Origin of the sequence: Flavobacterium sp. CLA17, from assembly GCF_013112255.2 — a bacterium.
Lineage (GTDB): Bacteria > Bacteroidota > Bacteroidia > Flavobacteriales > Flavobacteriaceae > Flavobacterium > Flavobacterium circumlabens.
The window spans coordinates 542253-568607 of record NZ_CP068294.1; the positions used below are offsets into that span (position 1 = coordinate 542253).

Genomic DNA, 26355 nt, shown 5'->3' on the forward strand with positions numbered 1-26355 from the left:
TAAAAATGGTAGATGAAATTACAAGATACTCTGACGCTGATTTGGCGGAGTTCAAAGAAATAATCCAAAATAAAATACAAAAAGCACAAGCCGATCTGGATTTAATAAAAAGTGCTTACATGAATGATTTGAATAACGGAACAGATGATACCTCTCCAACTTTCAAAGCTTTTGAAGAAGGAAGCGAAACAATGTCAAAAGAAGCAAACTCACAGTTGGCTATCAGACAGGAAAAGTTTATTCGTGATTTGAAAAACGCATTATTCCGTGTAGAAAATAAAACATATGGTATCTGCAAAGTAACAGGTAAATTAATCGGTAAAGAAAGACTGAAAATTGTACCTCACGCTACAATGAGTATCGAAGCAAAAAATCTGCAACGATAAGATATACTAAATTATGAAACGCTCCTTTTGGGGCGTTTTTTTATATATAAAAATGTGAAGTGATTCCTTAAATCCGTACTGCGCTTTGAAAGATGAGGCAGTTAACAGGATTGAAAAATATTGCATTAATTAGAACTGTCCCGATTATAAACAGTTCTAATTAAGCAATGGTGAATTGCATTAAGCTAAATTCTTTTCGAGTTCTAATTTATGTTTTTTCAGGATAGCTCTTGTCATTCCTAAATTGGCTTTGCTGGAGTCTGCCGCCAGGTAAATCATAAATTTTTTGTTGGGTGAAATGTCAATAATGTGAATTTGTGTGGAAAGCGTAATTAAGATATCTTCAATATCCTGATTTAAATTCAAGGCTTTCACGGCGTTTAATTTTGCTTTTACAACTTCAAGATTGTAAGCAGCTGCCAGTTCAGGATCAAAAGAAGGGTCTAAACTTAAATTACCAAAGCTTAATCCTGATTCAATTTCGGTTACGGCAATAGCAATAAAACCGTTTACATTTGTTTTCATTTCATTTAAAAACACGTTTAAAAAGTCGTTACTCATGGTTTTGTGGTATTTGTGGTTAATAGATTTATGTTATTTCAATAGGGAATTTTTGCTTAATTCTGTCGAAAGTTCCTCTGTTGTACGCATCAATAATCCGAGGTTGCTCCCGTCTTTTGAAAAAGCCACTACAAAGTTTGAGCCACTGATCTTATTTCCAATTACAACTCCGTCTGCTGTTTTTAAAAACAACTGTTTCAGGGAACCTTTATCCAGATCAGCTAAAAATTTTTCACTCATAGATAAAATCGCAGCGCTCATTGCCGCTACACTGTCTCCGTAATCTAAGTGTAATGATGTGATTAGTTTTCCTTTTCCGTTTAAAATTAGCGCTGATGTAGATTTAGTGTTAACCAGAAAATCGTTCAGGATGGTCGTGATTTCATTCATTTTGGAAGGATTTAAGGAGTTGTTAAAATATATTGATATTGATAAAATTTTTAAAGTATCGGGATGTATTCTGACTAAACAACTGTTAATTTTTCTAACAAATATAAATTATTTTATGTATTATTGTATTGCCGAATCAAAATAATTTTATTTTTTTTACTATAAAAAACTTACATTATGAATAAAGTGTTGAAATTTAAAGATGTGAACTCGGATGTCGAAAATAGAATGAAAGAATTCGAGAAAATGCGAATTAAATTAAAGTCCCAGATCGCAAAGGATGCCGCTAAAAAAAACGCTGCAGGAAAAGAGGGAAAAGGTTTGTTTAAATCTATTTCCGAATTTTTTACCGATGCCCCTAAAACACCAACAAATTCAAGTGTTAAGAAATAGCTTTTACGAAGCGGGTCAAAAGTTATTTTAGACTTGTTTATTTTATTATAAAACAATTAACGCTCCGTAAGGGGCGTTCTTTTTGATTAAATTATTACTTTTGCCCATCAAAATTTTATAAAATGTCATTACGAAAATCGTACTTCCTCATATTTTTAGTTTTACTTATCGATCAGCTTTCTAAAATCTATGTAAAAACAAACTTTGTCTTAGGTGAAGAAGTGGTTATTGCGGATTGGTTCAGAATTCATTTTATAGAAAATGAAGGAATGGCCTGGGGAACAAAAATTCCCGGCGAATATGGAAAATTAATTCTGACCGTTTTTAGAATTTTTGCTGTATTCGGAATCGGATATTGGCTGGCTGATGCGATTAAAAAACGTCATTCTACTTATTTGATCGTTTCCATTGCCTTAATTTTTGCCGGAGCTGCCGGAAATATACTGGATTCTGTTTTTTACGGAGTAATTTTTGACGACAGTACCCATAATCTTGCGACACTCTTTTCACCAACTCCATACGGAACGTGGTTTCATGGTTTGGTAGTAGATATGTTTTATTTTCCAATCTGGGAAGGTAATTTGCCAAGCTGGCTGCCTTTCTTTGGAGGTAAACATTTTATGTTTTTTAATGCTATTTTCAATGTTGCCGATATGGCGATTTCTACAGGTGTTGGTATCCTGCTTGTATTTAATAAAAGAGCATTCCCGAAACATACCTAAAAATTAGAAAAAACACCAATAAAAAAATTCCAAATTTCAATAGCTGCATGTTATAGCATGTTAATTGGAATTTGGATTTTTTTTTATTGAAAATTTTACATTTTTGGGATTAATATTTATTGTGCTATTTTTACGATACAAAAATCAAACCTATGCAAAGTCCGTCTTTTTCTATCTATGATGCATCTGCGGGTTCGGGAAAGACCTACACTTTGGTTAAGGAATATCTTAAAATTATTCTTTCATCACCCAAAAATGATGCCTACCGCAATATTCTGGCAATAACGTTTACCAATAAAGCGGTTCATGAAATGAAAAGCCGTATTGTGGGAAGTCTTTCTGAATTTACAAAAGACGAACCTTCTGCAAAAGCTATGGATTTAATGGAAGATTTGTCCCGTGAAACAGGTCTTTCGATAATAAAAATCAAGACAAAATCTCAAAGTATAATTAAGCATCTTATTCATAATTATGCTGCTTTTGATATTTCTACCATTGATAAATTCACACATAAGGTAATTCGTGCTTTTGCACATGACCTGAATTTACCCATGACCTTTGAAGTTACGCTGGATACCGAGAATTTATTGGTAGAAGCCGTTGATGCTATTATTGCTCAGGCGGGACAGGACGAAACGCTGACCAAATTACTGATTGATTTTACGATGGAAAAAACCGACGACGATAAAAGTTGGGATGTTTCGCGTGAGATTCTTGAAACCGGAAGATTGGTTCTGAATGAAAATAATAGGAATGAAATTTCTCATTTTCAGGATAAATCCATTGAGGAATTTGTGGCGATAAAAAAGAAAATGTCGGTTTTGTGTGCCGATTTAGAAAAAGAAAATACCGGATTTGCTATACAGACTCTGGAGCTAATCGATAAAAACGGTATCGATTTAAAATCATTTTCAAGGGGAACTTTTCCGAATCATCTCGAAAGTATTCGTGATGGAAAATTCAATCCAAGAAATAAAACGTTTCATGAATTTGAGGATATTGCAATCAATAAAACCGCAAGTGACAGGGCTTTAATTGAAAATCTTATTCCCGAATTGCTTCTTACCCTGGCTAAAATTTATAAAAACTTTGAAAAAAGGGATTTTTATAAAGCCTTTCTGAAAAATATAACACCGCTTTCTCTACTCAATACGGTTAGTAATGAACTGGCAAAAATTCAATCGGAACAAAATATTTTATCGATTTCAGAATTCAATGCCATTATTCATCGTGAAATTCAAAATCAGCCGGCGCCCTTTATTTATGAGCGCTTGGGAGAACGTTACCGTCATTTTTTTATTGATGAATTTCAGGATACGTCAGAAATGCAATGGCAAAACCTGATTCCTCTAATTGATAATGCGCTTTCGGGCCAGGATGATTTTGGAAATAAAGGAACTCTTATGATTGTTGGTGATCCCAAACAATCCATTTATCGCTGGAGAGGAGGAAAGGCCGAGCAATTTATTGAATTAAGTAAAGAAGCAAATCCTTTTGCTAATCCGGATAAAAAACTGGAGCATTTAAATACAAATTACAGAAGCTACAGTGAAGTAATTGATTTTAATAATGCTTTTTTTAAGCTGATTTCTACAGAATTTTCGAATGAAGATTATAAGGATTTATATGAAAATCATAGCTTTCAGAATCCAAATTCTAAAAAAGGCGGGTATGTCAATATTTCTTTTCTTCCCATAATAGAAAAAAATGATTTCGCAGATGAAGAAGAGGTGGCAGAGAAATCAGATTTGTATGTTCTGGCGACTTTAAATACGATTCTAAAAGTAGTTCGGGAAGGTTTTGAGTATAAGGATATTGTAATTTTGACCCGTAAAAGAGGTCAGGGAATCGATATTGCCAATTATTTAACAGAACAAAATATTCCGCTTCTTTCGTCAGAAACGCTGATGATCCAGAATGCTACAGAAGTTCGGTTGATTGTTCATTTGTTGAAATATCTGAATAACAGTGCCGATTTGGAGTCGAAAGCTAATTTTTTGCATTTTTTAGGAACAACTTTAGAAACTGAAATTCCGATTCATGATTTTATCGCAAACGGAATGGCCCAAAGGTTCGAAAGTGATTTCGAGAATTGGCTTTTAACGTTTGATGTATCGCTTTCTTTTGAAGATATCAGAAAGAAGTCTTTGTATGAAGCTGTTGAAATAATCATTGCAAAATTCATTCTTCCGTCAGAAGGAAATGCTTATGTGCAGTTTTTTCTGGATATCGTTTTGGAGCGCGACATCAGAAATCAGGCAGGTATTGCGGATTTTCTCGGTTATTGGGATAAAAATGCGGAGAAATTCAGCATCCCGTCTCCAGAAGGAAATAATGCAGTTCGCATTATGACCATTCATAAATCGAAAGGGCTCGAGTTTCCCGTAGTTATTATGCCTTTCGCCGAAGAAGATTACAACAGAAAACCAAAAGATAAACTCTGGCTGGATACGGAAGAAGCTGATTTGGGTGTTCCGAAAGCTCTAATTGATAATAGTAGTGCAGTTGAGGGTTTCGGTGAAAGTGCATCGGCAGTTTTTAATTTGAAAAAACAAGAAGAACTGCTCGATAATATTAATGTTCTATATGTAGCGCTAACGCGTGCTGAAGAACAATTGTATGTTATTTCACAATCTTTGAAAGAGCGAAAAGACGGAGAATTTCCGAATAATATGGCTTCTTTCTTTATTAAATATTTGATACATAAAGGAATTTATGATCCGGAAAAGACAGAATATGATTTTGGAAACAAAATAAAGCTTTCTCCGTCGACAAAAAAGGTAGATTTAGTTAAAGTAATTCCAATGGTTGCAGAAGTTTTAAATCCGAAAAATATAAAAATCGCACAGCGGGAAGCTTTAATGTGGGGTACTCATCAACAGGAAGCGATTTCGTACGGAAATGTAATTCATGAAATCTTAGCCTTCGTGAAAGATAAAACGGATGTGGATTTGGCTGTTACAAAAGCACTTGAAAATGGACTGATTACTTTTGATCAGACAGAAAAGGTTTTGGCAACACTTCATGAAATTGTAAATCATCCGGAATTAAGTATGTGTTTTAATGGAAATGATAAAATTCTGAATGAGCAAACCATTGTTCAGAAAGAAGGCAAAATTTTAAAACCGGATCGCATTGTTCTGACCAAAAATAAAGAAGCGTATCTGCTGGATTATAAAACGGGTGTCAGTAATGCAAAATACACGAAACAAATTCAGGAATATCAGGATGCTATTGAAGATTTAGGGTACAAAGTGTTAAAAAGAGCTTTGGTATATATAGGAACAGATGTCGATGTGGTAAATTTGTGATGAAATTAATCAGATGTTAAGAGATCGGCTTGTGTAAGTTGTTAATTTTTAACATATTAAATAAATAAAAATGTACGGTAAAATTAAAGATCATTTGCAAAGTGAGTTGCAAACTATTGAAGAAAACGGAATTTTTAAAAAAGAACGTATTATAACGTCGGCACAAGATGCTGAAATTACGATTTCAACCGGAGAGAAAGTTTTAAATTTCTGTGCCAATAATTATTTAGGACTTTCATCGCATCCCGAAGTAGTTCAGGCTGCTAAAGATGCTATGGATACACATGGTTTTGGAATGTCGTCTGTTCGTTTTATTTGTGGTACACAGGATATTCATAAAACATTAGAAAAAAAGATTGCGGACTTTTATGGTACAGAGGATACTATTTTATATGCAGCCGCTTTTGATGCTAATGGTGGTGTTTTTGAGCCATTGCTGGGCGAAAATGACGCTATTATTTCTGATAGCTTAAATCATGCTTCTATTATTGATGGTGTGCGTTTGTGTAAAGCAGCCCGTTATCGTTATGAGAATAGTAACATGGAGGATCTGGAACAGCAGTTAATTAAGGCTAATGAAGCAGGTGTTCGTTTTAAATTAATTGTGACCGATGGTGTTTTCTCTATGGACGGTGTTGTTGCCCCACTAGATAAAATCTGTGATCTGGCGGATAAATACGATGCTTTGGTGATGGTCGATGAATGTCATGCTGCCGGATTTATTGGTGCAACCGGTAAAGGTACACTTGAAGCAAAAGGGGTTATGGGGAGAGTTGATATTATCACAGGTACACTTGGTAAAGCATTAGGTGGCGCTATGGGTGGTTACACAACAGCAAAGAAAGAAATTATTGAGTTGTTGCGTCAAAGATCAAGACCTTATTTGTTTTCGAACTCGCTGGCACCGGCAATTGTTGGGGCTTCTATTAAGGTTTTTGAATTATTGGAAAAAGACACTTCCTTAAGAGATAAACTAGAATGGAATACGAACTACTTTAAAGAAGGCATGAAAAATGCCGGATTTGATATTATAGATGGAGATTCTGCAATTGTTCCGGTTATGTTGTACGATGCAAAATTATCACAAACAATGGCAGATGAACTTTTGAAAGAAGGGATTTATGTGATCGGTTTCTTTTTTCCTGTTGTCCCGAAAGAGAAGGCAAGAATTCGCGTACAGCTGTCAGCAGCGCATACAAAAGAACATTTGGACAAAGCGATAAGTGCTTTTGTATCAGTAGGTAAAATGTTAAAAGTTATATAATTCCCATTTTATTGAATTTTTGTAGGTTTTTTTTAACATTTCATTTTGTATTTAAAAAATTTGGTGTTACTTTTGCTTGTAATTAACTAAATTGTAATTAAAAAAATTAAGTATGAAACATCTTAACAAACTTTTAGTTGCTGTAATGATGGTGATGGGGCTAGCTTCTCACGCGCAAGACAGTAACAATCCATGGGCTATCTCTTTTGGAGTTAATGCCGTTGACACTAGAACTAGCTCTGGTGCAGGAAGTGGTTTCTTTGATCAACATTTTTCTCAGGCATTCGCTGTAAAAGACAACTGGAATATTCTTCCTTCTTTGTCGTACATTGGTGTGTCTAGATATGTAGGAAGTGGATTCTCTGTAGGTTTACAAGGGTCTGTGAACAAAATTGATAAATTTGTTACTTTCAATCCAAAGGCTCCAGGTCATGATGCAAGAGGAAATGTTGTCACTAATCCTGGTGATTTAATGTATTACGGAGTTGATGCAACTATCAAATACAGCTTCCAGGAATTAATCAAATCTAAAGTAATCGATCCTTCGTTAACTGTTGGTGGTGGTTATGTTTTCTTCGGAGACAGCAGCTACGGAACTGTTAACCCAGGTGCTGGTGTAACTTTTTGGTTTACTGATGCTATTGGTTTAGAGCTTGCTACTAAATACAAATGGTCTGTTTCTGGAGACAGAGTAGATGCAGCTGGTGTTCCAGATGCTCCATCTCACTTCCAACACACTGCTGGTTTAGTTTTCAAATTCGGAGGTAAAGATACTGACGGAGACGGAATTTATGACAAAGACGATGCTTGTCCAGATGTTGCTGGTTTAAAACAATTCAACGGATGTCCTGATACTGACGGAGACGGAATCGTTGACGCTAGTGATGCTTGTCCAGATGTTTTTGGTTTAGCTGCATTAAACGGTTGTCCTGATACTGACGGAGACGGAATTGCTGATAAAGATGATGCTTGTCCAGATGTTGCTGGTTTAGCTGCTTTAAGAGGTTGTCCAGATGCTGACGGTGATGGTATTGCTGATAAAGATGACAAATGTCCTACAGTTGCTGGTCCAAAAGAAAATGGTGGTTGTCCTTTCTTAGACGCTGATAAAGATGGTGTTTTAGATAAAGATGATGATTGTCCTACAGTTGCTGGTCCTGCTAGTAACAGAGGATGTCCAGAAGTTACTTCTGAGGCGTTAGAAGACCTTAAAGTTCAAGCTAGAGCAATCTACTTTAACTCAGGTAAAGCTACTTTCAAATCAGGAGACAAAGAAACTCCAGCTAGATTAGATGCTATTAAAGAAATCCTTAAAAACTATCCAAACGCGAAATTCAGCATTGAAGGTCACACAGATAGCGATGGTTCTGACAAATTGAACCAAAAACTTTCTGAAGACAGAGCTGCTGCTGTAATGAACGCTTTGATCGAAAGAGGAGTAAATGTTGATAACTTAGTATCTAAAGGTTTTGGTGAGTCTCAACCAGTAGCGAGTAACAAAACTCCTGCAGGTAAAGCACAAAACAGAAGAACTGAAATCAAACACATCGGTTCTAAATACGAAGGTAAATTGTAATTTACTTTCTAAATAAATTCTAAAAGCCATTCTTAATTGAATGGCTTTTTTTATTTTTATAAAATGATAAATACTTCTTTTCTCGGAAAAATAGCAACTGTTATAATTCAGGATTATTCAGGTAAACTTGCTGAAACAACTATTATCCTGCCAAATAAAAGAGCAAAGGTTTTTTTAATTGAAGCCTTAAAAAAAGAAACGACTCACACGATTCTTTCTCCTGATATAATTAGTATAGAAGATTTTGTACAGGATGTCGCGTCCATTCGCGCTGTTGATTCAATTGAACTTCTATTTGAATTTTACGAAGTATATCTTTCTGTTACAGAAAAACAAAATCAACAATCATTCGAATTATTTGCCAATTGGGCAAAAACGCTTCTACAGGATTTTAATGAAATTGATCGCTACTTATTAGAACCTTCCCACGTTTTGTCTTATCTTAAAGATATCGAAGACATAAAAAAATGGGGAATAGAGGTTGAAAATAAAACAAAACTTTTAGAAAATTATATTGAGTTCTGGAAACTTCTCCCTTTGTATTATGAGTCTTTATACAATCATTTGCTTCATAAAGGCATAGGGTATCAGGGTTTGATTTATCGGGAAGCAGTCCATAATTTAAATCATTTTTCGAATACAATTTCAGAACGTAATTTTGTTTTTGCAGGTTTCAATGCCTTGAATGCCGCTGAAGAAAAAATCGTGCAGCATCTTTTGGCCTTAGATCAGGCTAAAATTTATTGGGATGTGGATCAGACTTTTCTTAATGACCCTTATCATGATGCAGGTCTTTTTGTGCGTCGCTTTAAAGAAAACTGGAAACACTATAAAACAAATCCTTTTGAGTGGATTGTTGATGACTTTTCACAATCAAAAAACATTCAGGTAATCGGAACTCCAAAAACGATTGGACAGGCTAAACTAGCCGGAAGTATTATCGAAAAAATAGTAGCTGAAAATCCTTTAACCTCCCTGGATAAAGTAGCCATTGTTTTGGGTGAAGAGAATTTACTAATGCCCGTTTTATATGCTTTGCCTTCTTCGGTTGGAGCTTTGAATATTACTATGGGATATTCCAGTAAAAATAATCCATCGCAGATATTGATTGCGAAATTATTTAAAATGCATACCAATGCGCTCTCCAGAAAAGGCGAAAGCTATGTTTTTTATTATAAGGACGTACTGGATATTTTAACGCATCCGTTAGTAGAACCTTATGCAGGTGCCGGTAATCTGGTTAAGATTATAAAAGAGAATAATTATACTTTTATTACTCACAACAGATTGTTTGAACTCAATTCGAATGTATCGGATCTTTTTAAATTGCTTTTTCAAAAGTGGGAGAACGGATCGGTGGCAGTTCTCGAAAATATTTCAACTCTTTTACTAGTCATAAAAGAAAATTTCAGCAACGACAATGAAGAAGAAAAAATTGCCAAAGCTTTTGTCTTTGCCATTTTTAAAGTAATCAATAAGCTGATAAATTATTATTCGAAACATAAACATATCGACAATATTGATACGCTGTATGCAATTTACAAACAGGTTATTGATGTCGCTGAAGTTTCTTTTGAAGGTGAGCCTCTGAAAGGACTGCAAATTATGGGAGTCCTCGAAAGCCGTGTTCTGGATTTTGATACTGTAATCGTAACTTCTATGAACGAAGGAAAATTTCCTGCCGGGAAGTCCCAAAATTCATTTATTCCGTATGATGTAAAAAGAGAATTAGGTTTGCCGACTTTTAAAGAAAAAGATGCCATTTATACGTATCACTTTTATCATCTGCTGCAAAGGGCAAAAAATATTTACCTGATTTATAATACCGAAAATGATGGTTTAGATGCCGGAGAGCGCAGTCGTTTTATTACGCAGCTGGAAGTCGAAAAGCAAGTAAAACATAACCTTACTTTTGATATCTATAATCCTGTTTTGCCAACAACGGCTTACCAGCCAATGGTGATTCCAAAATCTGAAGCGGTTATGGAGCGATTAAAAGAAATTGCCATAACTGGTTTTTCTCCGTCAGCTTTAACAAGTTATATACGGAATCCGATTGAATTTTATTTTCAGAAAATCCTTCGAATCCGCGAAGTGGAAGAAGTCGAAGAAAATATTGCCTTAAATACGCTGGGAACTATTATTCATGAAACTTTAAAAGCCTTATACGATCCTTTTGTGGACAAATTTATTTCTGAAGCGGATATAAAAAATTGTTTTAAACTTCTGGATGCCGAAGTGTTAAGGCAATTTAAACTGGTTTATAAAGAAGGTGAAATTAAAAAAGGGCGTAATCTTCTGGCTTTTGAAGTAGCAAAACGGAATGTTTCCAATTTCCTGAAAATGGAACTGGAGTCGATTGTAAACGGAGATGCCATTAAAATCACTGCTTTAGAAAAAACATTTGAGCGTCACTTCAACCATCCTGATTTGCCATTTCCTGTCTTAATTAAGGGAAATGTGGACAGAATCGAGATGCGAAACGGGAAAGTAAGAATTATCGATTATAAGACCGGAAAAGTGGAGAAAACAAATGTAGTACTGAAGTCGTGGAATGGATTGACTCAGGAGCTTAAAAACGATAAAATCATTCAGGTTCTGGCTTATGCGTTTATGTTTGAGGAAGAAGCCGGTGCTATTCCTATGGAAGCCGGTATTATTTCCTTCAAAAATTTAAAATCAGGATTTCTTCCGTTTGGGTTTAAGGAAGAGAAAGAACTGGATCTTACGGTGAGCAAAGAAATCCTGAACAGTTATTTAGAAGAAGTGGCTTTACTGCTAAAGGAAATTTTTGATCCCGCTATTCCATTCGAGGAAAAAATAAATTAGATCACTAAGCTGTAAAAAGACGATTTTATTATCGGTTGAAAAGTAAAGGATAAACAGTTTTTGTAAAGAAGGGCATATTCAATTCGTTTTCAACAAAAAAATAAAAGAGGTGTGCGATGGTAAATTACGCTACTTTGAAATTAAAACAGTTCTTTTTAATCATTCAAAATTTGTTTCATTAGAAGAAACTTGCGACTCATTATCACTTGCCAGGATTGACTGGTTCAATGAACGGGTCACGGAAAATTCAAAATTTCAGGGCCTGATTATTATTAATTCAAATTGTGAAAATGTAATCATGATTTCAACCCGGTTAATTTTATGCAAAAATGGTAAGTTGCATTCTATAAGTAAAAAAGCGGAAATTGTTAGAGAACAATTTCCGCTTTTTTTGTAAGTAGTTTTTAGCTGAATATTTTTTTAAAGAAACCTTTCTTTTTTTGCTCCTCAGTAGCATTACTGTTTATACTTCCGTTCTCAAAACGAAATCTTCTAAACTTCATCAGTTTTACATTTAGGTCAAAGCGTAATTCGTCTACCGTTTTCATCTGGATAATTTTTTTGCAAATTTAGCAAAAACTTCCCTTAAACCTGCTCGTCCGCAGGGTTAATCGAATCATTTGATTTTTATTGAACAGATTGTTGGGTTTTTGAATAAATTCCTTTTTTCTGTTAATTTTTTTTGCAGATTATATTTTAAAAATAGGTAATAATTAAAAGATAAATAAAAGCAAGTCAGTGGATTAGGAGGGCTGTTTTTTTAACAAGTGTTTAGCTTACAATTCTGTTTATTGAAATATCTTTGAACATTCTTTTTAAAATTTTATAATAACGATATGGTTGATTTAAATACATTGGTGGAGGAAACCGGAGCAGAATCCGGATTGGTTTTTAATATAGATGGAATTTTGATAGAGTCTGTTAATCTTGAATATGACGGGAATGTAGCGGCAATGATAGGGATGATATTAAAGATGTGTTTAGAGATGTCGGAAGATGTGAATAATGGAGATTTGAAACAAGTAATGATTAAGAATAAAGAAGGTATCGTCGTAGCCAATAAGGACTCGGAAGATAATTGCGTGGCGCTGCTTTCTAAAGATATAAGTAAAATGGGCCTTTTGTTACGCAAAATGGATACTGTTTTCAACAATTAATTAAATACAATTAAAACATGTCAGATTTTTTACAGAATTTTCAAAACGATTTAAAAGAGAATATTAATGGATTTATTGCCGTTTCAGTAACTGAGGTTGAAACAGGAATGTCTTATTGTTCCCTCTCTTTAAATCCAAATTTTGACCCTGAATTAGCATCCGCTTATAATTTAGAAGTCGTAAAAGCAAAATTGAATGCCATCAAAGCTTTAGGATTAAATCAAAAAATCAACGATATCTTAATTACACTAACAGATCAGATACACATTATAGATGTTTCTGAAGATGGTAAATATTTTATTTACCTTGCGGTTGATGCTACTAAAGCAAATCTTGGATTAACAAGAGCAACTTTGGCGAAATTCAAAAAGGATATTATCTCAAAATTATAATGTAATTTTGCCCCCAATAATGAGAAAAAGGCTGTTTCAAAATTTTTTGAACAGCCTTTTTTGCTTTTTGCAGGTTGTGATTTATTTAAAGAAATCAACTAATATCACTTTCAATTCTTCTTTGTTTTCAATCTGACTCATATGTCCATCGTCAAAAGAAACAAGTTCTGCAGTGGTATCTTCTATTTGTGTTATGTTTTCTTCGTAGTTTAAAACCGGATCTTTCCTGCCTAAAACCAATAAAACCGGAAAAAGATTTTCGCGTAATAGTGCCTCCCTGTCTTTTCTGATTTTCATTCCTTCTAAAGAAGCTACAATTCCCTGTAATGGAGTCTTTAAGGCCTGAATTTTAACTTTCTCAATTTCTTCTGCTAATTTTGTTCTGTTGTTTTCACTAAACAAATTCGCTATAGCGAGGCTTACAAAGGCTACATAATTTTGTTTCACCGCTTTAATGGCGCGGGTTCTGTTTAATTTTTTCTCGGCACTGTCTTCTTTGGCAGTAGAATTTAATAAAACTAATTTCTTTATACTTTCCGGATACAATTCGGCCAGAGCTAAAGCAACATAACCTCCCATAGAATGTCCTGCAACAATCGCTTTTTCGATTTTTAAATGTTCTAAAACTTCTTGGACAACATGGGCATTATCTTCCATGGAATGTACATATCCCAAAGAATCCGATTCTCCGTGGCCTAATAAATCGATTGTGACAACTCGGTACTCTTCAGAAAAAAGAGCAACATATTCCTGCCACATTGTTTTGTTTTCGAGGAAACCGTGCAGCAATACAATTGCCGTTCCTTGCCCGGAATCGGTATAGGATATTTTGGTGTTTTTGTATAATAGCGTTTTCAAGACGTTTGATTTAAGTATAAAATTAAGGTATTATTTTTAAAATGGCAGTAAAATTAAAACGGCTCGGATTTCTGAAAGCCGTTTGTTTTTTATGATTTTAAAAAAGAATTTATTTCCGAGAAAAACTTTTCCCGTGCATCCAGCCATCCATAATGTTTGGAATGTTCGAGGAAAATCAATTTTGAATTAGGAAGTGTTTTATGTGCGATTTCTCCAATTTCATTACTGATAATATCTTCTTTTCCCTGAATAATCAGCACCGGATTTTTGAATTGCTTTAATTTCGTTTTGCAGTCAAAATTCATTTTCTGCATATCGTTCCATAATAAACCGTTTATAGTCGAGTTGCCTTGTGTTAATCTTTCTGCGATTATTGGAGCATATTGCTGATCGTAAACATAAGCGGGTGCCATAGCTCTTCCTCTTCCGATTCTTGCTGTGTATGAAGTATCGCCTTTTTCGATTTTAGCATTCCAGTAATTCAGGGAATCTTTTTGAGATTGATTCAGGCCCGCTTCTATAAGGTTGGCGCTTTTCAGCAAAGTCAAATCAACACCTCCAGAAGACGATAGAATTAATTTATTAATACTGTCCGGATAAAGGGTCGCATAATAAGAAGCCAGCATTCCTCCAAAAGAATGTCCGAGAATGTTCCATTTTTTGATTTTAAGATGTTTTCTCAATGACTCGACATCACCAGCCATTAATTGCATCGAAATAGTCTTAGCGTTTAAATTTGTCAATTTTGATTTTCCCGTTCCCCTTTGGTCGTAAATAATGGTTTCCTGATTTTCAGACAGCTTTTTGGCCATGTCTTCAAAACCATTACTGTTCATTCCCGGTCCGCCATTAATAATTAAAAGCGGTTCACCTTTTCCGAATGTTTTATAATACGTCAGGCTGGAATCATTGTTCTTAGCATAGCCTTCCGTTTGAGCGAAAGCCTTACCAAGAAAGATCAAACAGGTAATTAGAAAAAGCTTTTTCATTGCAATGCTTATGAATTCATTAAACTCTCGATTTCATCTGCTTCAATCGGAATATTGCGCATCAGGTTAAATGGCTCTCCTTTTTCCTGCACCACAACGTTGTCTTCCAAACGGATTCCGAAACCTTCTGCCGGAATGTAGATTCCTGGTTCAACCGTAAAAACCATATTGGCTTTCATTGGTTCGTGCAGCAATCCGTAATCGTGCGTGTCCAGTCCCATATGGTGGGAAGTTCCGTGCATGAAATATTTTTTGTACGCTGGCCATTCCGGATTTTCGTTCTGAACATCGGCTTTGTCAATTAAACCCAGACCCAGTAATTCTGAAGTCATGATTTTACCCACTTCAATATGGTATTGCTTCCAAAGTGTTCCCGGAGTCAGCATTTTGGTGGCTTCGTTTTTTACTTTTAGAACCGCATTGTAAACTGCTTTTTGTCTTTCTGAATATCTTCCTGAAACCGGAATTGTTCTGGTCATATCGCTAGAATAGTTAGCATATTCAGCAGCTACATCCAGTAAAATCAAATCTCCGGCTTTACATTGCTGGTTGTTTTCGATATAATGCAAAACGTTTGCATTGTTTCCTGATGCAATAATTGGGGTGTAAGCAAAACCTTTAGAGCGGTTGCGAATGAATTCGTGAATCAGTTCGGCTTCGATTTCATATTCGGTCACATTTGGTTTTACAAACGATAATAATCTTCGGAAACCTTTCTCGGTAATATCACATGCCTGCTGAATCAAATCGATTTCTTCGCTTTCTTTTACAGAACGGATGCGTTGCAAGATTGGGTTGCTTTTCGCTACGTTGTGTGCCGGATAACGTTCTTTCCACCATTTTACGAAACGGGCTTCACGGGTTTCTGTTTCTACGTTGGCGCGGTAATGTTCGTTGGTGTTGATGTACATGGTATCGGCGTACGTCATCATTTCGTTCAAAATTTTATGAAAATCCTGCAACCAATACACCGTTCTGATTCCTGAAACCTGAAAAGCGCGTTCTTTGCTTAGCTTTTCACCTTCCCAAACTGCGATATGGTCGTTGGTTTCTTTCAGGAAAAGAATCTCTTTTTGGTTTTCATAAGGCGCATCCGGAAACAAAAGCAAGATGCTTTCTTCCTGATCGACACCGCTCAGGTAAAAAATATCTCTGTGTTGTGCAAACGGCAAAGTACTGTCGGCACTAACGGGGTAAATGTCATTGGAATTGAAAACGGCAACACTGTTAGGTTTCATTTCTGCCGTGAATTTTCTGCGGTTTTTTACAAAAAGAGCGCTGTTTATTTGATGATATTTCATAATAATTTCGTTTTTGAACTTCGAATTTCAAAATTAGTGATTTTTGAAGAAGTGGCGTATAATTGGTTTATTAAAGTTTTCTTATTTGTTTGGGGAGTTTTTTTCTCTCGCAGATTTTGGAAATTTGGCGGATTTTTTTATTTCGAAAGGATTACAATTAGACGTGACAGGTTTTAAAAACCTACGGTTTGTCAGTGATTGTATTTAAACTTAAAGAATTAAATTAAGTAAATAGGGAAATAACAATAAATGGAAAAGCCTCTTATAAAGAGGCTTTTTATAATAGTGGGGCTCCTAAAATACTTATCCTGCCTTTCGGCTCCGAGAACTTATATCTCGCCCCATCAATTTCTTAATACAAAAATAGTGTCAATTTTTTAAAATTTGCCTTTAAAGCTATACTTTAAAATGATAGCTGTGGCTTAAATGATAGAGATGAATTATTGTATCTTGTCTATATTCGTTAGTTTATTTTCAACCTTAAAGTTTAGCATCGAACTTTCACCGTCGAAAAGAATCTCATGGTCGCCATCAAAGATTTCATAATTATCTTTTCTCATAGCAGTTCTTATAGTTATCTCATATTGGCCTATCTCTAATCCATGAAATTCAGCAACAACATTTAATGTAATATTGTCACTAAAAATTTCTTTTAAAACAACTGACATTGGTTTTTGTTTCGGAGGTGGATAACTGATAAATTTAAAAGTTTTATGTTTTAAAGAATAAAATATTAAATGCGAAAGTGCTTTTCGTAAAAGATTTTCCACAACATCGATTTCAATATCTTCTCGGGCTCTGCCATCATCTTCTCCATGTTGCTTTCTGTTTCTGTAATGCTCCCCAATATAAAAATGAATGATTAGGTTTTCTTTGATTTCGCCTATTTTTCTTGCTTTTTGTGATGAACAATTGATAATGTACTCTTCCGGATCAACAACCATTATTGCCGTGCGGGAATTTATTCTTGGTCTTTTGCCTTTTTCGCCACGCATAAATTTTTTTAAGCAAGTTTACAGATAAATTTCTAATAATAAAAAATATTAAGTAAGTTAATTTTTACAAAAAAATTGTTTTTAAAGAATAGCATTTTTACAATCCTGTGTTATTCCTAAGCTAAGGAATCTCATTTTGATCATCTACACAGTACGTCGCTCTCTGGATGTGATTCCTTCGTTTCTCGGAATGACAATGCATAAAAAAAACCGAAGCCCTAAAACTTCGGTTTTTTCTATAAATATATCTTTCGTAGAAATTATTTTTTCTCACTCAACAACTTCTCCAAAAAAGCAACTTTCTCTTTCTCAGCCTGAATTAATTGTTGGTAAAGTTTCTTATTCTCTTCGTAAGATTCTAGAAGTTTATCTAACGGATTAAAAGTGCAACTATGATTTACGGAAATAGAACCATTATCGTAAGTATTTCCAATAATATTAAAAACTGCTTCTTCAGAAAAGTTTTTTATCATTTCGGCAGGTACGCCTAAAGCCTGGGCAATTGCTTTTAGTTTTTCATCATCAACGCTTTCGCTTCCTTCAATAATAGAGATTGATTGCTGGGTTGTACCAATTGCTTGTGCAAGTGCTTCCTGCTTCATGTCGCGAAGCTCTCTGATTCGGCTTATGTTTCGCCCGATGTGTCTTGGTTTTGGTGCTGTGCTCATAGTTCAAAGATATTTAAAATTCTTTTATGTTTTTTGGTTTTGCTTAAAAACGGATCTTTGTTTGTTGGGGAGATTTTGTAAATTAGTTTCTTAATTTACAAACATATAATTTTTCTTACTATTTTTAAAATATACTAATTAATTTTAGCATCGTGGTTTAAGGAATTCTTGTAAATATATCAATGGAATGCAATCAAAAATAAAAGTTAGAAAAGTCGAAAAGCAGGATCTAGATTTCGTTTACAAGTCAATTTGTGAACTTGAAAATGAAGAATTAGATTTTGAAGTCTTTGCGGCAATATTCAATGAAAATATTGCTAACCCTAGGAACCTTTATCTGATGGCTGAAAACGAAAAAGAAGGGGCAGGTTTTATTAGTTTTCACACGCAGAATCTTCTGCATCATTGTGGTTTGGTTGGTGAAATTCAGGAGTTTTTTATGCATCAAAAATATCGGGGTCAGGGCGTGGGGCGTTTACTAATTAATGAAATCAAAAATTTTGCAGAGCAGAATAATTTGAAAAGCATAGAAGTAACCACCAACCGAAGAAGAGTAGAAAATGTCCTGATTTATGAAAACCTTGGTTTTACTTTAAGCCATAATAAGTTTACGATTTATAAAGAATAAAATATCTATTTTTGACATTATGATTGACAGAGAAAAAATAATAGAGAACTATATTGCCAGTTACAATCAATTTGATATTGATAAAATGATGGCTGATTTTGATGACAAAATTGTTTTTGAGAATATTCAAAATGGCGAAGTAAACATGACTTTGTCAGGACTGAAAGAATTTAGAAATCAGGCAGAGGAAGCGAAAAAGTATTTCTCGGAAAGAGAACAAACAATTACATTATTCAGCCATTCAGAAAACCAAAGCGAAATTGCTATTGATTATCGCGCTGTTCTGGCAATGGACTTTCCTAACGGAATGCAAAAAGGACAAGAATTAAATTTGAAAGGAAAGTCTGTTTTTGAATTTTTGAATAATAAAATTGTTAGATTAGCAGATATAAGTTAAGGCGTTTTTTAGCTTAATGACTTTGCTATAATCAACTTTAAATAATCAGGATTGAATAAACATTTAAAATACCTAATCGCACTCTTTCTGGCTTTTGTCGTGATTGCGGGCGACTGTACTTTAGATTCTCAATCCAAATCGGCAGCTTATTATCAGTCTTCGTTTGTTGTTTTAAGGAGAGAATTAAATCTTAAAAGTTCTTTTTTTTACAAATTTGGTGAAGTCGCCTCTTTCAGTAAAACAAGATTTTCAATTGTTTTAAGTTTTCTTAAAATAGAAAATATTTTTACTTTTCAAGTTAAGAAACTGCTTAAACAGCAAGATTTGCTGTACCAAAAACTAACTTCATTTATAAATCAATCTGTTTTTGTAAATGAAATAATTACTTCAAACCATTTCTACAAAAGTTTATGCAGCGCTTAGAGATTTTTCTAAGCATTTATGCGTTTCAACGCATTCTATGATAAAATAATGTCTAATCATTTATCATTTTAAAATGTATAAACACAAAAATAAAACACGTTTAGAGCGATCTAAACGACCACTTCATTGGATAAAAAGAAAAATACTTGTAATAATCACGGCTTTCATGTTAGGAATGGCAAACGGAATGAACGTGGAAGATCAAACCATTAAAGTAAAACAAAATTATACGGAGCAACAAAAAAAGGATTGATTTGGTTGTTTTTTATTTTTTTTAAATAAGATATCGATTTTTAAATTTCTTACATTCGTCCACTCAAAAAAAAAAACCAAAAACCAAGATTTTTCTATGAAAACAAAAAAATACCTTTTTCCAACGTTATTATTTTTTTCTCTTTTAATGTTCTCCTGTGTCTCTGAGGAAAAGTTGAGTGCTGAAAACACTATTCAATCTTTTAGTATAAGTAGAGGAGGCGTTACTAAAGATTTTACAGTTGTCGATAATTCAATTACTGGTAAAGTAGAAAGTACCTTTGAATTAAATGATCTAAGCTTATCAGTTTTAATTCCTACAGGTGCAACAATAAGCCCTGAACCAAATACAATTAAATCCATTAATGGTTCATTTACTTTGGTAGTTACAGCCGAAAATGGTGATAAGAAAACTTATAATGTAAATATAAATAGAGAGCCAAGTGTTGATAATTTTATTTTAGAATTCAATATTAAAACTCCAGACTTAATGAATGCGAGTATTAATAAAGAAACTGGACTAGTAACAAGGAGGCTACCTGAATTCGTTGATTTAAAAAATTTAAGTGTTGACTTGAAATATTCAAAGTATGCTTCTATTTCACCAGATCCTGCAAGTATTAAGGATTATTCATCTCCTGTAAATTTTACTGTTAAATCTGAATCGGGAATAGAAAAAATTTATCAGGTAAAATTAGAGCGTATGGATGTCAACAGAACAAGATCCTGTACAGAAGCCAATGCATGGAAATGGTTTGGTGGAGATGACAGAACTGATGCACCGGATCTTTTGCCGTATGATAGAAATGTATCGACTGGTCAGACAATTATCCTTGATAAAGATTTAGTTCCATCTGTTTTTAGTGTGAACCTTCGTGAAGGTTTTTATTATTATGAAAATAGTAAAGATTATAATCAGCCTGTAGTTCTGAAATTAATTATAAGAGATGCAAGTCTTAATGTATTAGCAACTACTACTACAGGTGTCTCAGGAGTGTTTAGTGGAGGATTTATTCCTTTTGATTTGCAAAAATTGAACCTTCTTTTAGAGGCTAATAAAACATATGTTTTTTATTGGTATCTAGTGGATGGAGAAAAATTAGGAATTACCGCGAGTAGTCCAGGTAATAATAAAAGCGGATCTGGATTCTGTTTTAACTCTGGCTACTCCGGTGAATCTAAAGTTAGTGAAAATACAAATATTGAAGATTCAAAAGTCATGTTTGAGCACCCCTGGCATTTTAGCATAGAGTTAGAAGGCAAGGAATAATAAGAGGTAAAAAAACCGAAGCAGAAATGCTTCGGTTTTTATCTTAATTTATTGGAATTTGGATTTTTTTTTATTGGAATTTCTTAATCAATCCATTTATAATATCTCGCCCCAATCAAATTAGGGATTTCTTTTTCAATGCGATCTAAAACCCATTCGTTTTTAGGCGTTCGGATGCTTTCTTTTTGTTCTTTTTTGTGAAGGCTTTCGTAAGTTTTAAAATCAATTTCAACGCTTTCTTCCAGATTTTCAAAAAGTTTGATTTTGGCTAAAGCCGATTGCCATTCGGGTTGAATAGTTCCTTCAAAAACTTTCGATTTCGATCCGCTTCCGTAAGCCAGGAATCCGAATGTAGTTCCCGAAATTTCTTGCTTTGTGTCATAATAATGAGCCAGAGTCGATAACAATCCCATGAAAATGGATCCGGTGTAAAGATTTCCAATTAAAGAGGAAGCCAATTCTGCAGGCTGCAATTTTTCGGTTACAAACTTTTTATATTCCTCTGATTTACCAACTTCTTTAATTTTAGTTTGATAATCTGCGGGTTCGATATTTTCTGAAATGATTTTATCTGCATGGTCTAAAGCATAAATCTCAGACAACATCCTGCGTCCCTGAAAAGAGTAGGGAAGGTGCATGATAATGCTGTTCCAGGAATTGTATAAAGTTTCGGTAGTGTTTTTTAGTTTTTTGAAAGAGAAGTAAGCAGATCTCGTACGATCCATATAACACTGGTTCGAATACTGACCGTCGAAAACCGGCTGATCCTTATGAATTTCGATTTCGGCTTCTAAGTTGTCAAACCACGGATCGTTGTTTTCGTTTTGCGTAATAGCTTCTTTTGCGATAGTCCTGTAGGGTTTGAAAAAATCGAAAACACCTTTGGTACTTGTAGCCCAATTTTCATCAAAAGCAATAATTCTGGGGTTCGAAGTTACTAACATTGCTAATGCTCCGGCACCTTGCGTATATTCTCCGGTGGAGTTTAAATCATATTTTGCAAAATCGGTGGTCACCACAATTGCTTTTTTGGCAGGATTCAGTTTTACAAAATCAATACAGTTTTGCAAAGCATCCACACCGCCAATGCAGGCAAACGTAAAATCGACAACGTCACATTCGGCCAGGGTATCTTCGCCAAATTTTTGTTCCATCAAACTGATTAGGAAAGAACTAATCGGTTTTGAACTGTCGATGCCGCTTTCGGTTCCGACATAAATCCGGCTGATTTCGTTTAGGTTTATTTGATTCTCAGTAATCAGTTTGGTTAAAGCGTTGGCTCCAAAAACGACTGCGTCCTGATGTACATCGGGCAAAGTCATTTTAATTAATCCAAGACCTTTTTCCAGTTTTTCGGGTTCTATGTTTCTGGCAGTTGCCAAAGTTTTTATGGGTAGATGTATGTTGGCCACGTCAAAAGAAATAGCGTCAATTCCTGTTTTCATTCTGATTTTTTTTGAAGCCGATAAAGGTAAAATTATGCTGTTAAAATTCACTTGTTTTCGGTAAATAAAATTCATGATGTCTTTACTTTTGAGGAAAACAACTCAAAAAGTCCTAAAAAATAACAATTTGGTAATTATATAAAAGCCAGGATTACGTTAAAATCACTTGTGAAAAATTTCTATTTTCTTGTTTTTAAATAATTTGCAATAAAGTCACGGAAAGCTCTTTAAAATGATTATAAATAACAACGAAATGGTTGTAGTTCATTTGTAATTGCTTTATTTTTGTATAATTTTTTAAAACAAACTACTTAAACTCTTATGGCACAATCTGCACTATTGAATGCTTCCATCTTAAAGAAAGTGGCTATGGCCCTTTCGGGAATATTCTTAATCACGTTTTTAGCGCTGCATGTTTCCTTAAATTTTATTTCTATAATTAGTGAAGATGTCTTTAATGAGGCTTCTCACTTTATGGGATACAATCCGCTAATACAATATGTAATGCAGCCTGTTTTGGCAATTGGTGTAATTTTCCACTTTATAATGGGATTTATACTAACAGCTCAGAATAGCGCGGCAAGACCAATTGCATACGCAAAATACAACGGAGCAGCTAACGCTTCCTGGTCGTCAAGAAATATGATTATTTCTGGATTGGTTATTTTGGCATTCTTAGGATTGCATTTTTATGATTTTTGGTTTCCTGAAGTAAACTATAAATACATAGTTGGTGAGGCACCAAATGCCACAAGATATTATGGAGAGTTAGTTCATAAATTTCACGATCCAATTCGTACCGGAATTTATTGTGTAGCTTTCGTTCTTTTAGGTTTCCACCTTTGGCACGGATTTGCGTCTTCTCTGCAATCAGTTGGGATGCACAATAAATACTCTCGATTCTTAAGTAAAATCGGTTATGGATTTGCGGTTGTAGTACCGGCACTTTTCATCCTAATCGCTTTAGTTCATCATTTCAATAATTAATATCAATTATAATGGCATTAGATTCAAAAATCCCAAAAGGTCCAATCTCGGACAAATGGACAGATTATAAAGATCACATTAATTTAGTAAACCCTGCTAATAAACGTAATTTAGATATTATTATCGTTGGAACAGGTTTAGCTGGAGGTTCTGCTGCGGCTACTTTGGCTGAATTAGGATATAACGTAAAAGCATTTTGTTTTCAGGATTCACCAAGACGTGCGCACTCTATCGCGGCACAAGGTGGTATCAATGCGGCAAAAAATTATAAAGGAGACGGTGACTCGGTTTACAGATTGTTTTATGATACTGTAAAAGGTGGAGATTACCGCGCCCGTGAGGCAAACGTTCACCGTTTGGCTGAAGTTTCGGCTAATATTATCGACCAGTGTGTGGCTCAGGGAGTTCCATTGGCTCGTGAATATGGCGGACTTTTAGATAACCGTTCTTTTGGAGGAACTTTGGTTTCCCGTACTTTTTATGCACAAGGACAAACCGGACAACAATTATTGCTGGGAGCTTATTCTGCAATGAACCGTCAGATTGGCCGTGGTAAAATAAAAATGTACAACCGTCACGAAATGCTTGATTTAGTAATCGTTAACGGAAAAGCAAGAGGTATTATCGCCCGTAATCTAGTTACCGGAGAAATAGAAAGACACTCTGCTCATGCTGTAGTTATTGGTTCAGGAGGATACGGAAACGTATTTTTCCTTTCTACAAATGCTATGGGAAGTAACGCAACAGCAGCCTGGAAAATTCATAAAAAAGGAGCGTTTTTTGCCAATCCGTGTTATACACAAATTCACCCAACCTGTATTCCGGTTTCAGGAGATCACCAGTCAAAACTGACTTTGATGTCTGAGTCGTTACGTAACGACGGTCGTATCTGGGTTCCTGCCAAACTGGAAGATGCTCAGGCAATTCGTGAAGGAAAGAAAAAAGCAACTGATTTATCGGAAGCGGAAAGAGATTATTTCTTAGAAAGAAGATATCCTGCTTTTGGTAACTTAGTACCTCGTGACGTCGCGTCACGTGCTGCAAAAGAAAGATGTGATGCCGGTTTTGGTGTTAATAAAACAGGTGAAGCCGTTTATTTGGATTTCGCAGCTGCAATTAAACGTTACGGAACGGAAGAAGCTTATGTGAAAGGTCTGGATGCAAATGATACTGCTTTAGTAACTAAATTAGGAACTGATATCGTAAAAAGTAAATACGGAAACTTATTCCAAATGTACTTGAAAATCGTTGATGAAGATCCTTATGTAACACCAATGATGATTTACCCTGCGGTTCACTACACTATGGGTGGAACATGGGTAGATTATAACTTAATGACTACCATCCCGGGATGTTTCTCAATCGGAGAATCTAACTTCTCTGATCACGGAGCAAACAGACTAGGAGCTTCTGCTTTGATGCAAGGTTTAGCTGATGGATATTTCGTATTACCTTACACTATCGGAGATTATTTAGCTCCGGATATTAAAATGGGTGAAATTTCTACAGACTTACCGGAATTCGTGGAAGCAGAGAAAAATGTAAAAGATCAAATCGACAGATTTATCAATAATAAAGGAACTCATTCTGTAGATTATTTCCATAAGAAATTAGGAAAAATCATGTGGGATAAAGTAGGTATGGCTCGTAATGCTAAAGGTTTAAATGAGGCTATCGAAGAAATTGCTGCTTTACGTGAAGAGTTTTACAGAGATGTAAAAGTGCCGGGAAGCGCTAACGAATTTAATCAGGAATTAGAGAAAGCGACACGTGTTGCCGATTTCTTAGAGTTAGGAGAGTTGTTCGCGAAAGATGCATTACACCGTAATGAGTCTTGTGGAGGTCACTTCCGTGAAGAATACCAAACAGAAGAAGGAGAAGCACTTCGTGATGACGAAAACTTTGCTTACGTTGCAGCCTGGGAATACAAAGGAAAACCAAGTGATGCCGTATTACACAAAGAACCTCTGGTTTACGAAAACATTAAATTAGTTCAAAGAAGCTACAAATAGTATTTAAAGAAGTCTTGATACTTGCTTTAATGCTTAAAACTTATACAAAATGAAACTTACATTAAAAATATGGCGTCAGAAAAACGCCCAGGATAAAGGAGGAATCGTTGATTACCCAATTGACGGAATCGAACCAGATATGTCTTTCCTTGAAATGCTTGATGTTCTTAACGAACAATTGATCAATAAAGGAGAAGAGCCTGTAGCATTTGACCACGATTGTCGTGAAGGAATCTGCGGAATGTGTTCATTATTCATCAATGGAGAAGCACACGGACCCGACAGAGGAGTTACTACTTGTCAGTTACACATGCGTATGTTTAAAGATGGTGATACGATTTTTATCGAGCCATTCAGAGCTAAAGCTTTCCCGGTAATTAAAGATTTAGTGGTTGACAGAAGTTCTTTCGACAGAATTCAGCATGCAGGAGGATTTGTTTCTGTAAATACTTCAGGAAATACCATTGATGCCAATACCATTCCGATTAACAAACATGATGCAGATAAATCTTTTGATGCTGCTGCGTGTATTGGTTGCGGAGCTTGTGTAGCAACTTGTAAAAACTCATCGGCTATGTTGTTCGTTGGGGCTAAAGTATCTCAATATGCATTATTGCCTCAGGGTAAAGTGGAAGCTGTTGATCGTGTTTTAAACATGGTGCACCAAATGGATTTAGAAGGTTTTGGTAACTGTACCAACACCGGAGCTTGTGAAATAGAATGTCCTAAAGGAATTTCTCTTGAAAATATCGCACGTATGAACCGTGAGTATTTAGCGGCAAGCTTAAAAGGATAATTTTAAGAAAATAGTTTTAAATAGAAAAATGGGGTTTTAGGACCCCATTTTTTTTGTTTATACCGTTTCGAGATACTGCCTTTGGCAAGGAAATCTCACAAATTAAACTTAAGAAAGATAAAATTGTAAAGACCTAAGATTTTCTTTTGATAAAAAGGTTTTAATTCTGCAATGTGGCAAAATTGAAATTAAATTAAATTTGCCACACTTTCCGTGGCAAAAAGAAAATTTTAAAAAAAATGCCACGCTTTTTGTGGCAAAAAAAAAATAAAAATCAGATTTGCCACAAAACTATACTATGCAAGCGCTGCAAATTCTCGCGAGGCCCAATGTCATAGAAATGCTTTTTATTC

26 protein-coding genes are annotated in these 26355 nt (G+C 34.8%); 17 read left to right on the forward strand and 9 right to left on the reverse strand.

Translation table 11 applies throughout. From position 1 onward, the window contains the following. The first annotated feature begins 5 nt into the window (after positions 1–5). On the forward strand, positions 6–386 hold the full coding sequence (locus tag HAV12_RS02265; RefSeq protein WP_035681592.1) for a TraR/DksA C4-type zinc finger protein: 381 nt from the start codon (positions 6–8) through the stop codon (positions 384–386). A 180-nt stretch (positions 387–566) separates the two neighbouring features. Here HAV12_RS02265 and HAV12_RS02270 read toward each other — a convergent pair whose 3' ends face one another. Beyond that, on the reverse strand, positions 567–947 hold the full coding sequence (locus HAV12_RS02270; protein ID WP_132037249.1) for a hypothetical protein: 381 nt from the start codon (positions 945–947) through the stop codon (positions 567–569). Positions 948–980: 33 nt separating this feature from the next. Then, entirely contained in the window at positions 981–1337 is a 357-nt protein-coding gene (locus tag HAV12_RS02275; protein ID WP_132037250.1) for a roadblock/LC7 domain-containing protein, read from the reverse strand. A gap of 177 nt (positions 1338–1514) precedes the next feature. On the opposite strand from HAV12_RS02275, the gene HAV12_RS02280 reads away from it, so the two are divergent. From HAV12_RS02280 to HAV12_RS02305, 6 genes are all read left to right on the forward strand, one after another. Next, entirely contained in the window at positions 1515–1730 is a 216-nt protein-coding gene (locus tag HAV12_RS02280) for a hypothetical protein (protein ID WP_132037251.1), read from the forward strand. 122 nt (positions 1731–1852) lie between these two features. Further along, a complete protein-coding gene (locus HAV12_RS02285) occupies positions 1853–2452 on the forward strand; it encodes a lipoprotein signal peptidase (protein ID WP_171568291.1) in 600 nt (199 codons plus the stop codon). Between the two features lie 152 nt (positions 2453–2604). Beyond that, entirely contained in the window at positions 2605–5763 is a 3159-nt protein-coding gene (locus tag HAV12_RS02290; protein WP_171568292.1) for an exodeoxyribonuclease V subunit beta, read from the forward strand. A gap of 70 nt (positions 5764–5833) precedes the next feature. Next, positions 5834–7027: a glycine C-acetyltransferase gene (kbl, locus tag HAV12_RS02295; RefSeq protein WP_171568293.1), complete on the forward strand. Its 1194-nt coding sequence runs from the start codon at positions 5834–5836 to the stop codon at positions 7025–7027. A 112-nt stretch (positions 7028–7139) separates the two neighbouring features. Beyond that, complete coding sequence (locus HAV12_RS02300) at positions 7140–8603, forward strand: OmpA family protein (RefSeq protein WP_171568294.1); 1464 nt, start codon at positions 7140–7142, stop codon at positions 8601–8603. 63 nt (positions 8604–8666) lie between these two features. Then, positions 8667–11432: a PD-(D/E)XK nuclease family protein gene (locus HAV12_RS02305; protein ID WP_171568295.1), complete on the forward strand. Its 2766-nt coding sequence runs from the start codon at positions 8667–8669 to the stop codon at positions 11430–11432. A 404-nt stretch (positions 11433–11836) separates the two neighbouring features. Here HAV12_RS02305 and HAV12_RS02310 read toward each other — a convergent pair whose 3' ends face one another. Then, positions 11837–11980 (reverse strand): hypothetical protein, encoded by a 144-nt coding sequence (locus HAV12_RS02310; protein ID WP_205423344.1) that lies wholly within the window; start codon positions 11978–11980, stop codon positions 11837–11839. A 288-nt stretch (positions 11981–12268) separates the two neighbouring features. On the opposite strand from HAV12_RS02310, the gene HAV12_RS02315 reads away from it, so the two are divergent. Continuing rightward, positions 12269–12589: a roadblock/LC7 domain-containing protein gene (locus HAV12_RS02315; RefSeq protein WP_171568296.1), complete on the forward strand. Its 321-nt coding sequence runs from the start codon at positions 12269–12271 to the stop codon at positions 12587–12589. 17 nt (positions 12590–12606) lie between these two features. After that, entirely contained in the window at positions 12607–12981 is a 375-nt protein-coding gene (locus tag HAV12_RS02320; protein WP_171568297.1) for a hypothetical protein, read from the forward strand. Positions 12982–13062: 81 nt separating this feature from the next. On the opposite strand, the gene HAV12_RS02325 is transcribed toward HAV12_RS02320, so the two are convergent. From HAV12_RS02325 to HAV12_RS02345, 5 genes are all read right to left on the reverse strand, one after another. Continuing rightward, positions 13063–13839: an alpha/beta fold hydrolase gene (locus tag HAV12_RS02325; RefSeq protein ID WP_171568298.1), complete on the reverse strand. Its 777-nt coding sequence runs from the start codon at positions 13837–13839 to the stop codon at positions 13063–13065. 89 nt (positions 13840–13928) lie between these two features. Further along, on the reverse strand, positions 13929–14828 hold the full coding sequence (locus tag HAV12_RS02330) for an alpha/beta fold hydrolase (RefSeq protein ID WP_171568299.1): 900 nt from the start codon (positions 14826–14828) through the stop codon (positions 13929–13931). An 8-nt stretch (positions 14829–14836) separates the two neighbouring features. After that, complete coding sequence (locus HAV12_RS02335; RefSeq protein ID WP_171568300.1) at positions 14837–16129, reverse strand: aminopeptidase P family protein; 1293 nt, start codon at positions 16127–16129, stop codon at positions 14837–14839. A 440-nt stretch (positions 16130–16569) separates the two neighbouring features. Next, complete coding sequence (locus tag HAV12_RS02340) at positions 16570–17124, reverse strand: hypothetical protein (RefSeq protein WP_171568301.1); 555 nt, start codon at positions 17122–17124, stop codon at positions 16570–16572. Positions 17125–17384: 260 nt separating this feature from the next. After that, positions 17385–17792, reverse strand: coding sequence for a helix-turn-helix domain-containing protein (locus tag HAV12_RS02345; RefSeq protein ID WP_171568302.1), 408 nt, complete (start codon positions 17790–17792; stop codon positions 17385–17387). Positions 17793–17979: 187 nt separating this feature from the next. Between HAV12_RS02345 and HAV12_RS02350 the strand changes: the two genes are divergently transcribed. The 5 genes from HAV12_RS02350 (at position 17980) to HAV12_RS02370 (ending at position 20762) form a co-directional block, all read left to right on the forward strand. After that, the gene (locus HAV12_RS02350) at positions 17980–18420 is read left to right on the forward strand and encodes a GNAT family N-acetyltransferase (RefSeq protein ID WP_171568303.1); all 441 of its coding nucleotides are present in this window, start codon (positions 17980–17982) and stop codon (positions 18418–18420) included. Positions 18421–18439: 19 nt separating this feature from the next. Continuing rightward, positions 18440–18817, forward strand: a complete 378-nt coding sequence (locus HAV12_RS02355; protein ID WP_171568304.1) for a nuclear transport factor 2 family protein — start codon at positions 18440–18442, stop codon at positions 18815–18817. Positions 18818–18868: 51 nt separating this feature from the next. Continuing rightward, positions 18869–19240 carry a hypothetical protein gene (locus HAV12_RS02360; protein ID WP_171568305.1) on the forward strand — a complete coding sequence of 124 codons (372 nt, stop codon included), beginning with the start codon at positions 18869–18871 and terminating at the stop codon, positions 19238–19240. A 73-nt stretch (positions 19241–19313) separates the two neighbouring features. Further along, positions 19314–19493 (forward strand): hypothetical protein, encoded by a 180-nt coding sequence (locus tag HAV12_RS02365; protein WP_171568306.1) that lies wholly within the window; start codon positions 19314–19316, stop codon positions 19491–19493. A 96-nt stretch (positions 19494–19589) separates the two neighbouring features. Beyond that, positions 19590–20762 carry a DUF5018 domain-containing protein gene (locus HAV12_RS02370; RefSeq protein WP_171568307.1) on the forward strand — a complete coding sequence of 391 codons (1173 nt, stop codon included), beginning with the start codon at positions 19590–19592 and terminating at the stop codon, positions 20760–20762. Positions 20763–20845: 83 nt separating this feature from the next. Here the strand turns inward: HAV12_RS02370 and HAV12_RS02375 are convergent, their stop codons facing one another. Further along, positions 20846–22207 (reverse strand): hydroxymethylglutaryl-CoA synthase family protein, encoded by a 1362-nt coding sequence (locus HAV12_RS02375; RefSeq protein WP_171568308.1) that lies wholly within the window; start codon positions 22205–22207, stop codon positions 20846–20848. 321 nt (positions 22208–22528) lie between these two features. Between HAV12_RS02375 and HAV12_RS02380 the strand changes: the two genes are divergently transcribed. From HAV12_RS02380 to HAV12_RS02390, 3 genes are read left to right on the forward strand one after another with little or no spacing between them, the layout of a single operon-like run. Next, positions 22529–23194 carry a succinate dehydrogenase cytochrome b subunit gene (locus HAV12_RS02380; protein WP_132037271.1) on the forward strand — a complete coding sequence of 222 codons (666 nt, stop codon included), beginning with the start codon at positions 22529–22531 and terminating at the stop codon, positions 23192–23194. Positions 23195–23205: 11 nt separating this feature from the next. After that, positions 23206–25206 carry a fumarate reductase/succinate dehydrogenase flavoprotein subunit gene (locus tag HAV12_RS02385; protein WP_132037272.1) on the forward strand — a complete coding sequence of 667 codons (2001 nt, stop codon included), beginning with the start codon at positions 23206–23208 and terminating at the stop codon, positions 25204–25206. A gap of 49 nt (positions 25207–25255) precedes the next feature. Further along, positions 25256–26002, forward strand: a complete 747-nt coding sequence (locus tag HAV12_RS02390) for a succinate dehydrogenase/fumarate reductase iron-sulfur subunit (RefSeq protein ID WP_132037273.1) — start codon at positions 25256–25258, stop codon at positions 26000–26002. Positions 26003–26355: the final 353 nt, after the last annotated feature.

Bases quoted from the DNA above. Each gene is read 5' to 3' on its own strand.
- HAV12_RS02310 (WP_205423344.1), bottom strand. From the start codon at position 11,980: ATGAAAACGGTAGACGAATTACGCTTTGACCTAAATGTAAAACTGATG.
- HAV12_RS02305 (WP_171568295.1), top strand. From the start codon at position 8,667: ATGATAAATACTTCTTTTCTCGGAAAAATAGCAACTGTTATAATTCAG.
- HAV12_RS02365 (WP_171568306.1), top strand. From the start codon at position 19,314: ATGTATAAACACAAAAATAAAACACGTTTAGAGCGATCTAAACGACCA.
- HAV12_RS02270 (WP_132037249.1), bottom strand. From the start codon at position 947: ATGAGTAACGACTTTTTAAACGTGTTTTTAAATGAAATGAAAACAAAT.
- HAV12_RS02380 (WP_132037271.1), top strand. From the start codon at position 22,529: ATGGCACAATCTGCACTATTGAATGCTTCCATCTTAAAGAAAGTGGCT.
- HAV12_RS02355 (WP_171568304.1), top strand. From the start codon at position 18,440: ATGATTGACAGAGAAAAAATAATAGAGAACTATATTGCCAGTTACAAT.
- HAV12_RS02340 (WP_171568301.1), bottom strand. From the start codon at position 17,124: ATGCGTGGCGAAAAAGGCAAAAGACCAAGAATAAATTCCCGCACGGCA.
- HAV12_RS02385 (WP_132037272.1), top strand. From the start codon at position 23,206: ATGGCATTAGATTCAAAAATCCCAAAAGGTCCAATCTCGGACAAATGG.
- HAV12_RS02275 (WP_132037250.1), bottom strand. From the start codon at position 1,337: ATGAATGAAATCACGACCATCCTGAACGATTTTCTGGTTAACACTAAA.
- HAV12_RS02350 (WP_171568303.1), top strand. From the start codon at position 17,980: ATGCAATCAAAAATAAAAGTTAGAAAAGTCGAAAAGCAGGATCTAGAT.
- HAV12_RS02265 (WP_035681592.1), top strand. From the start codon at position 6: ATGGTAGATGAAATTACAAGATACTCTGACGCTGATTTGGCGGAGTTC.
- HAV12_RS02285 (WP_171568291.1), top strand. From the start codon at position 1,853: ATGTCATTACGAAAATCGTACTTCCTCATATTTTTAGTTTTACTTATC.
- HAV12_RS02335 (WP_171568300.1), bottom strand. From the start codon at position 16,129: ATGAAATATCATCAAATAAACAGCGCTCTTTTTGTAAAAAACCGCAGA.
- HAV12_RS02370 (WP_171568307.1), top strand. From the start codon at position 19,590: ATGAAAACAAAAAAATACCTTTTTCCAACGTTATTATTTTTTTCTCTT.
- HAV12_RS02375 (WP_171568308.1), bottom strand. From the start codon at position 22,207: ATGAAAACAGGAATTGACGCTATTTCTTTTGACGTGGCCAACATACAT.
- kbl (WP_171568293.1), top strand. From the start codon at position 5,834: ATGTACGGTAAAATTAAAGATCATTTGCAAAGTGAGTTGCAAACTATT.
- HAV12_RS02390 (WP_132037273.1), top strand. From the start codon at position 25,256: ATGAAACTTACATTAAAAATATGGCGTCAGAAAAACGCCCAGGATAAA.
- HAV12_RS02345 (WP_171568302.1), bottom strand. From the start codon at position 17,792: ATGAGCACAGCACCAAAACCAAGACACATCGGGCGAAACATAAGCCGA.
- HAV12_RS02320 (WP_171568297.1), top strand. From the start codon at position 12,607: ATGTCAGATTTTTTACAGAATTTTCAAAACGATTTAAAAGAGAATATT.
- HAV12_RS02330 (WP_171568299.1), bottom strand. From the start codon at position 14,828: ATGAAAAAGCTTTTTCTAATTACCTGTTTGATCTTTCTTGGTAAGGCT.
- HAV12_RS02280 (WP_132037251.1), top strand. From the start codon at position 1,515: ATGAATAAAGTGTTGAAATTTAAAGATGTGAACTCGGATGTCGAAAAT.
- HAV12_RS02315 (WP_171568296.1), top strand. From the start codon at position 12,269: ATGGTTGATTTAAATACATTGGTGGAGGAAACCGGAGCAGAATCCGGA.
- HAV12_RS02290 (WP_171568292.1), top strand. From the start codon at position 2,605: ATGCAAAGTCCGTCTTTTTCTATCTATGATGCATCTGCGGGTTCGGGA.
- HAV12_RS02300 (WP_171568294.1), top strand. From the start codon at position 7,140: ATGAAACATCTTAACAAACTTTTAGTTGCTGTAATGATGGTGATGGGG.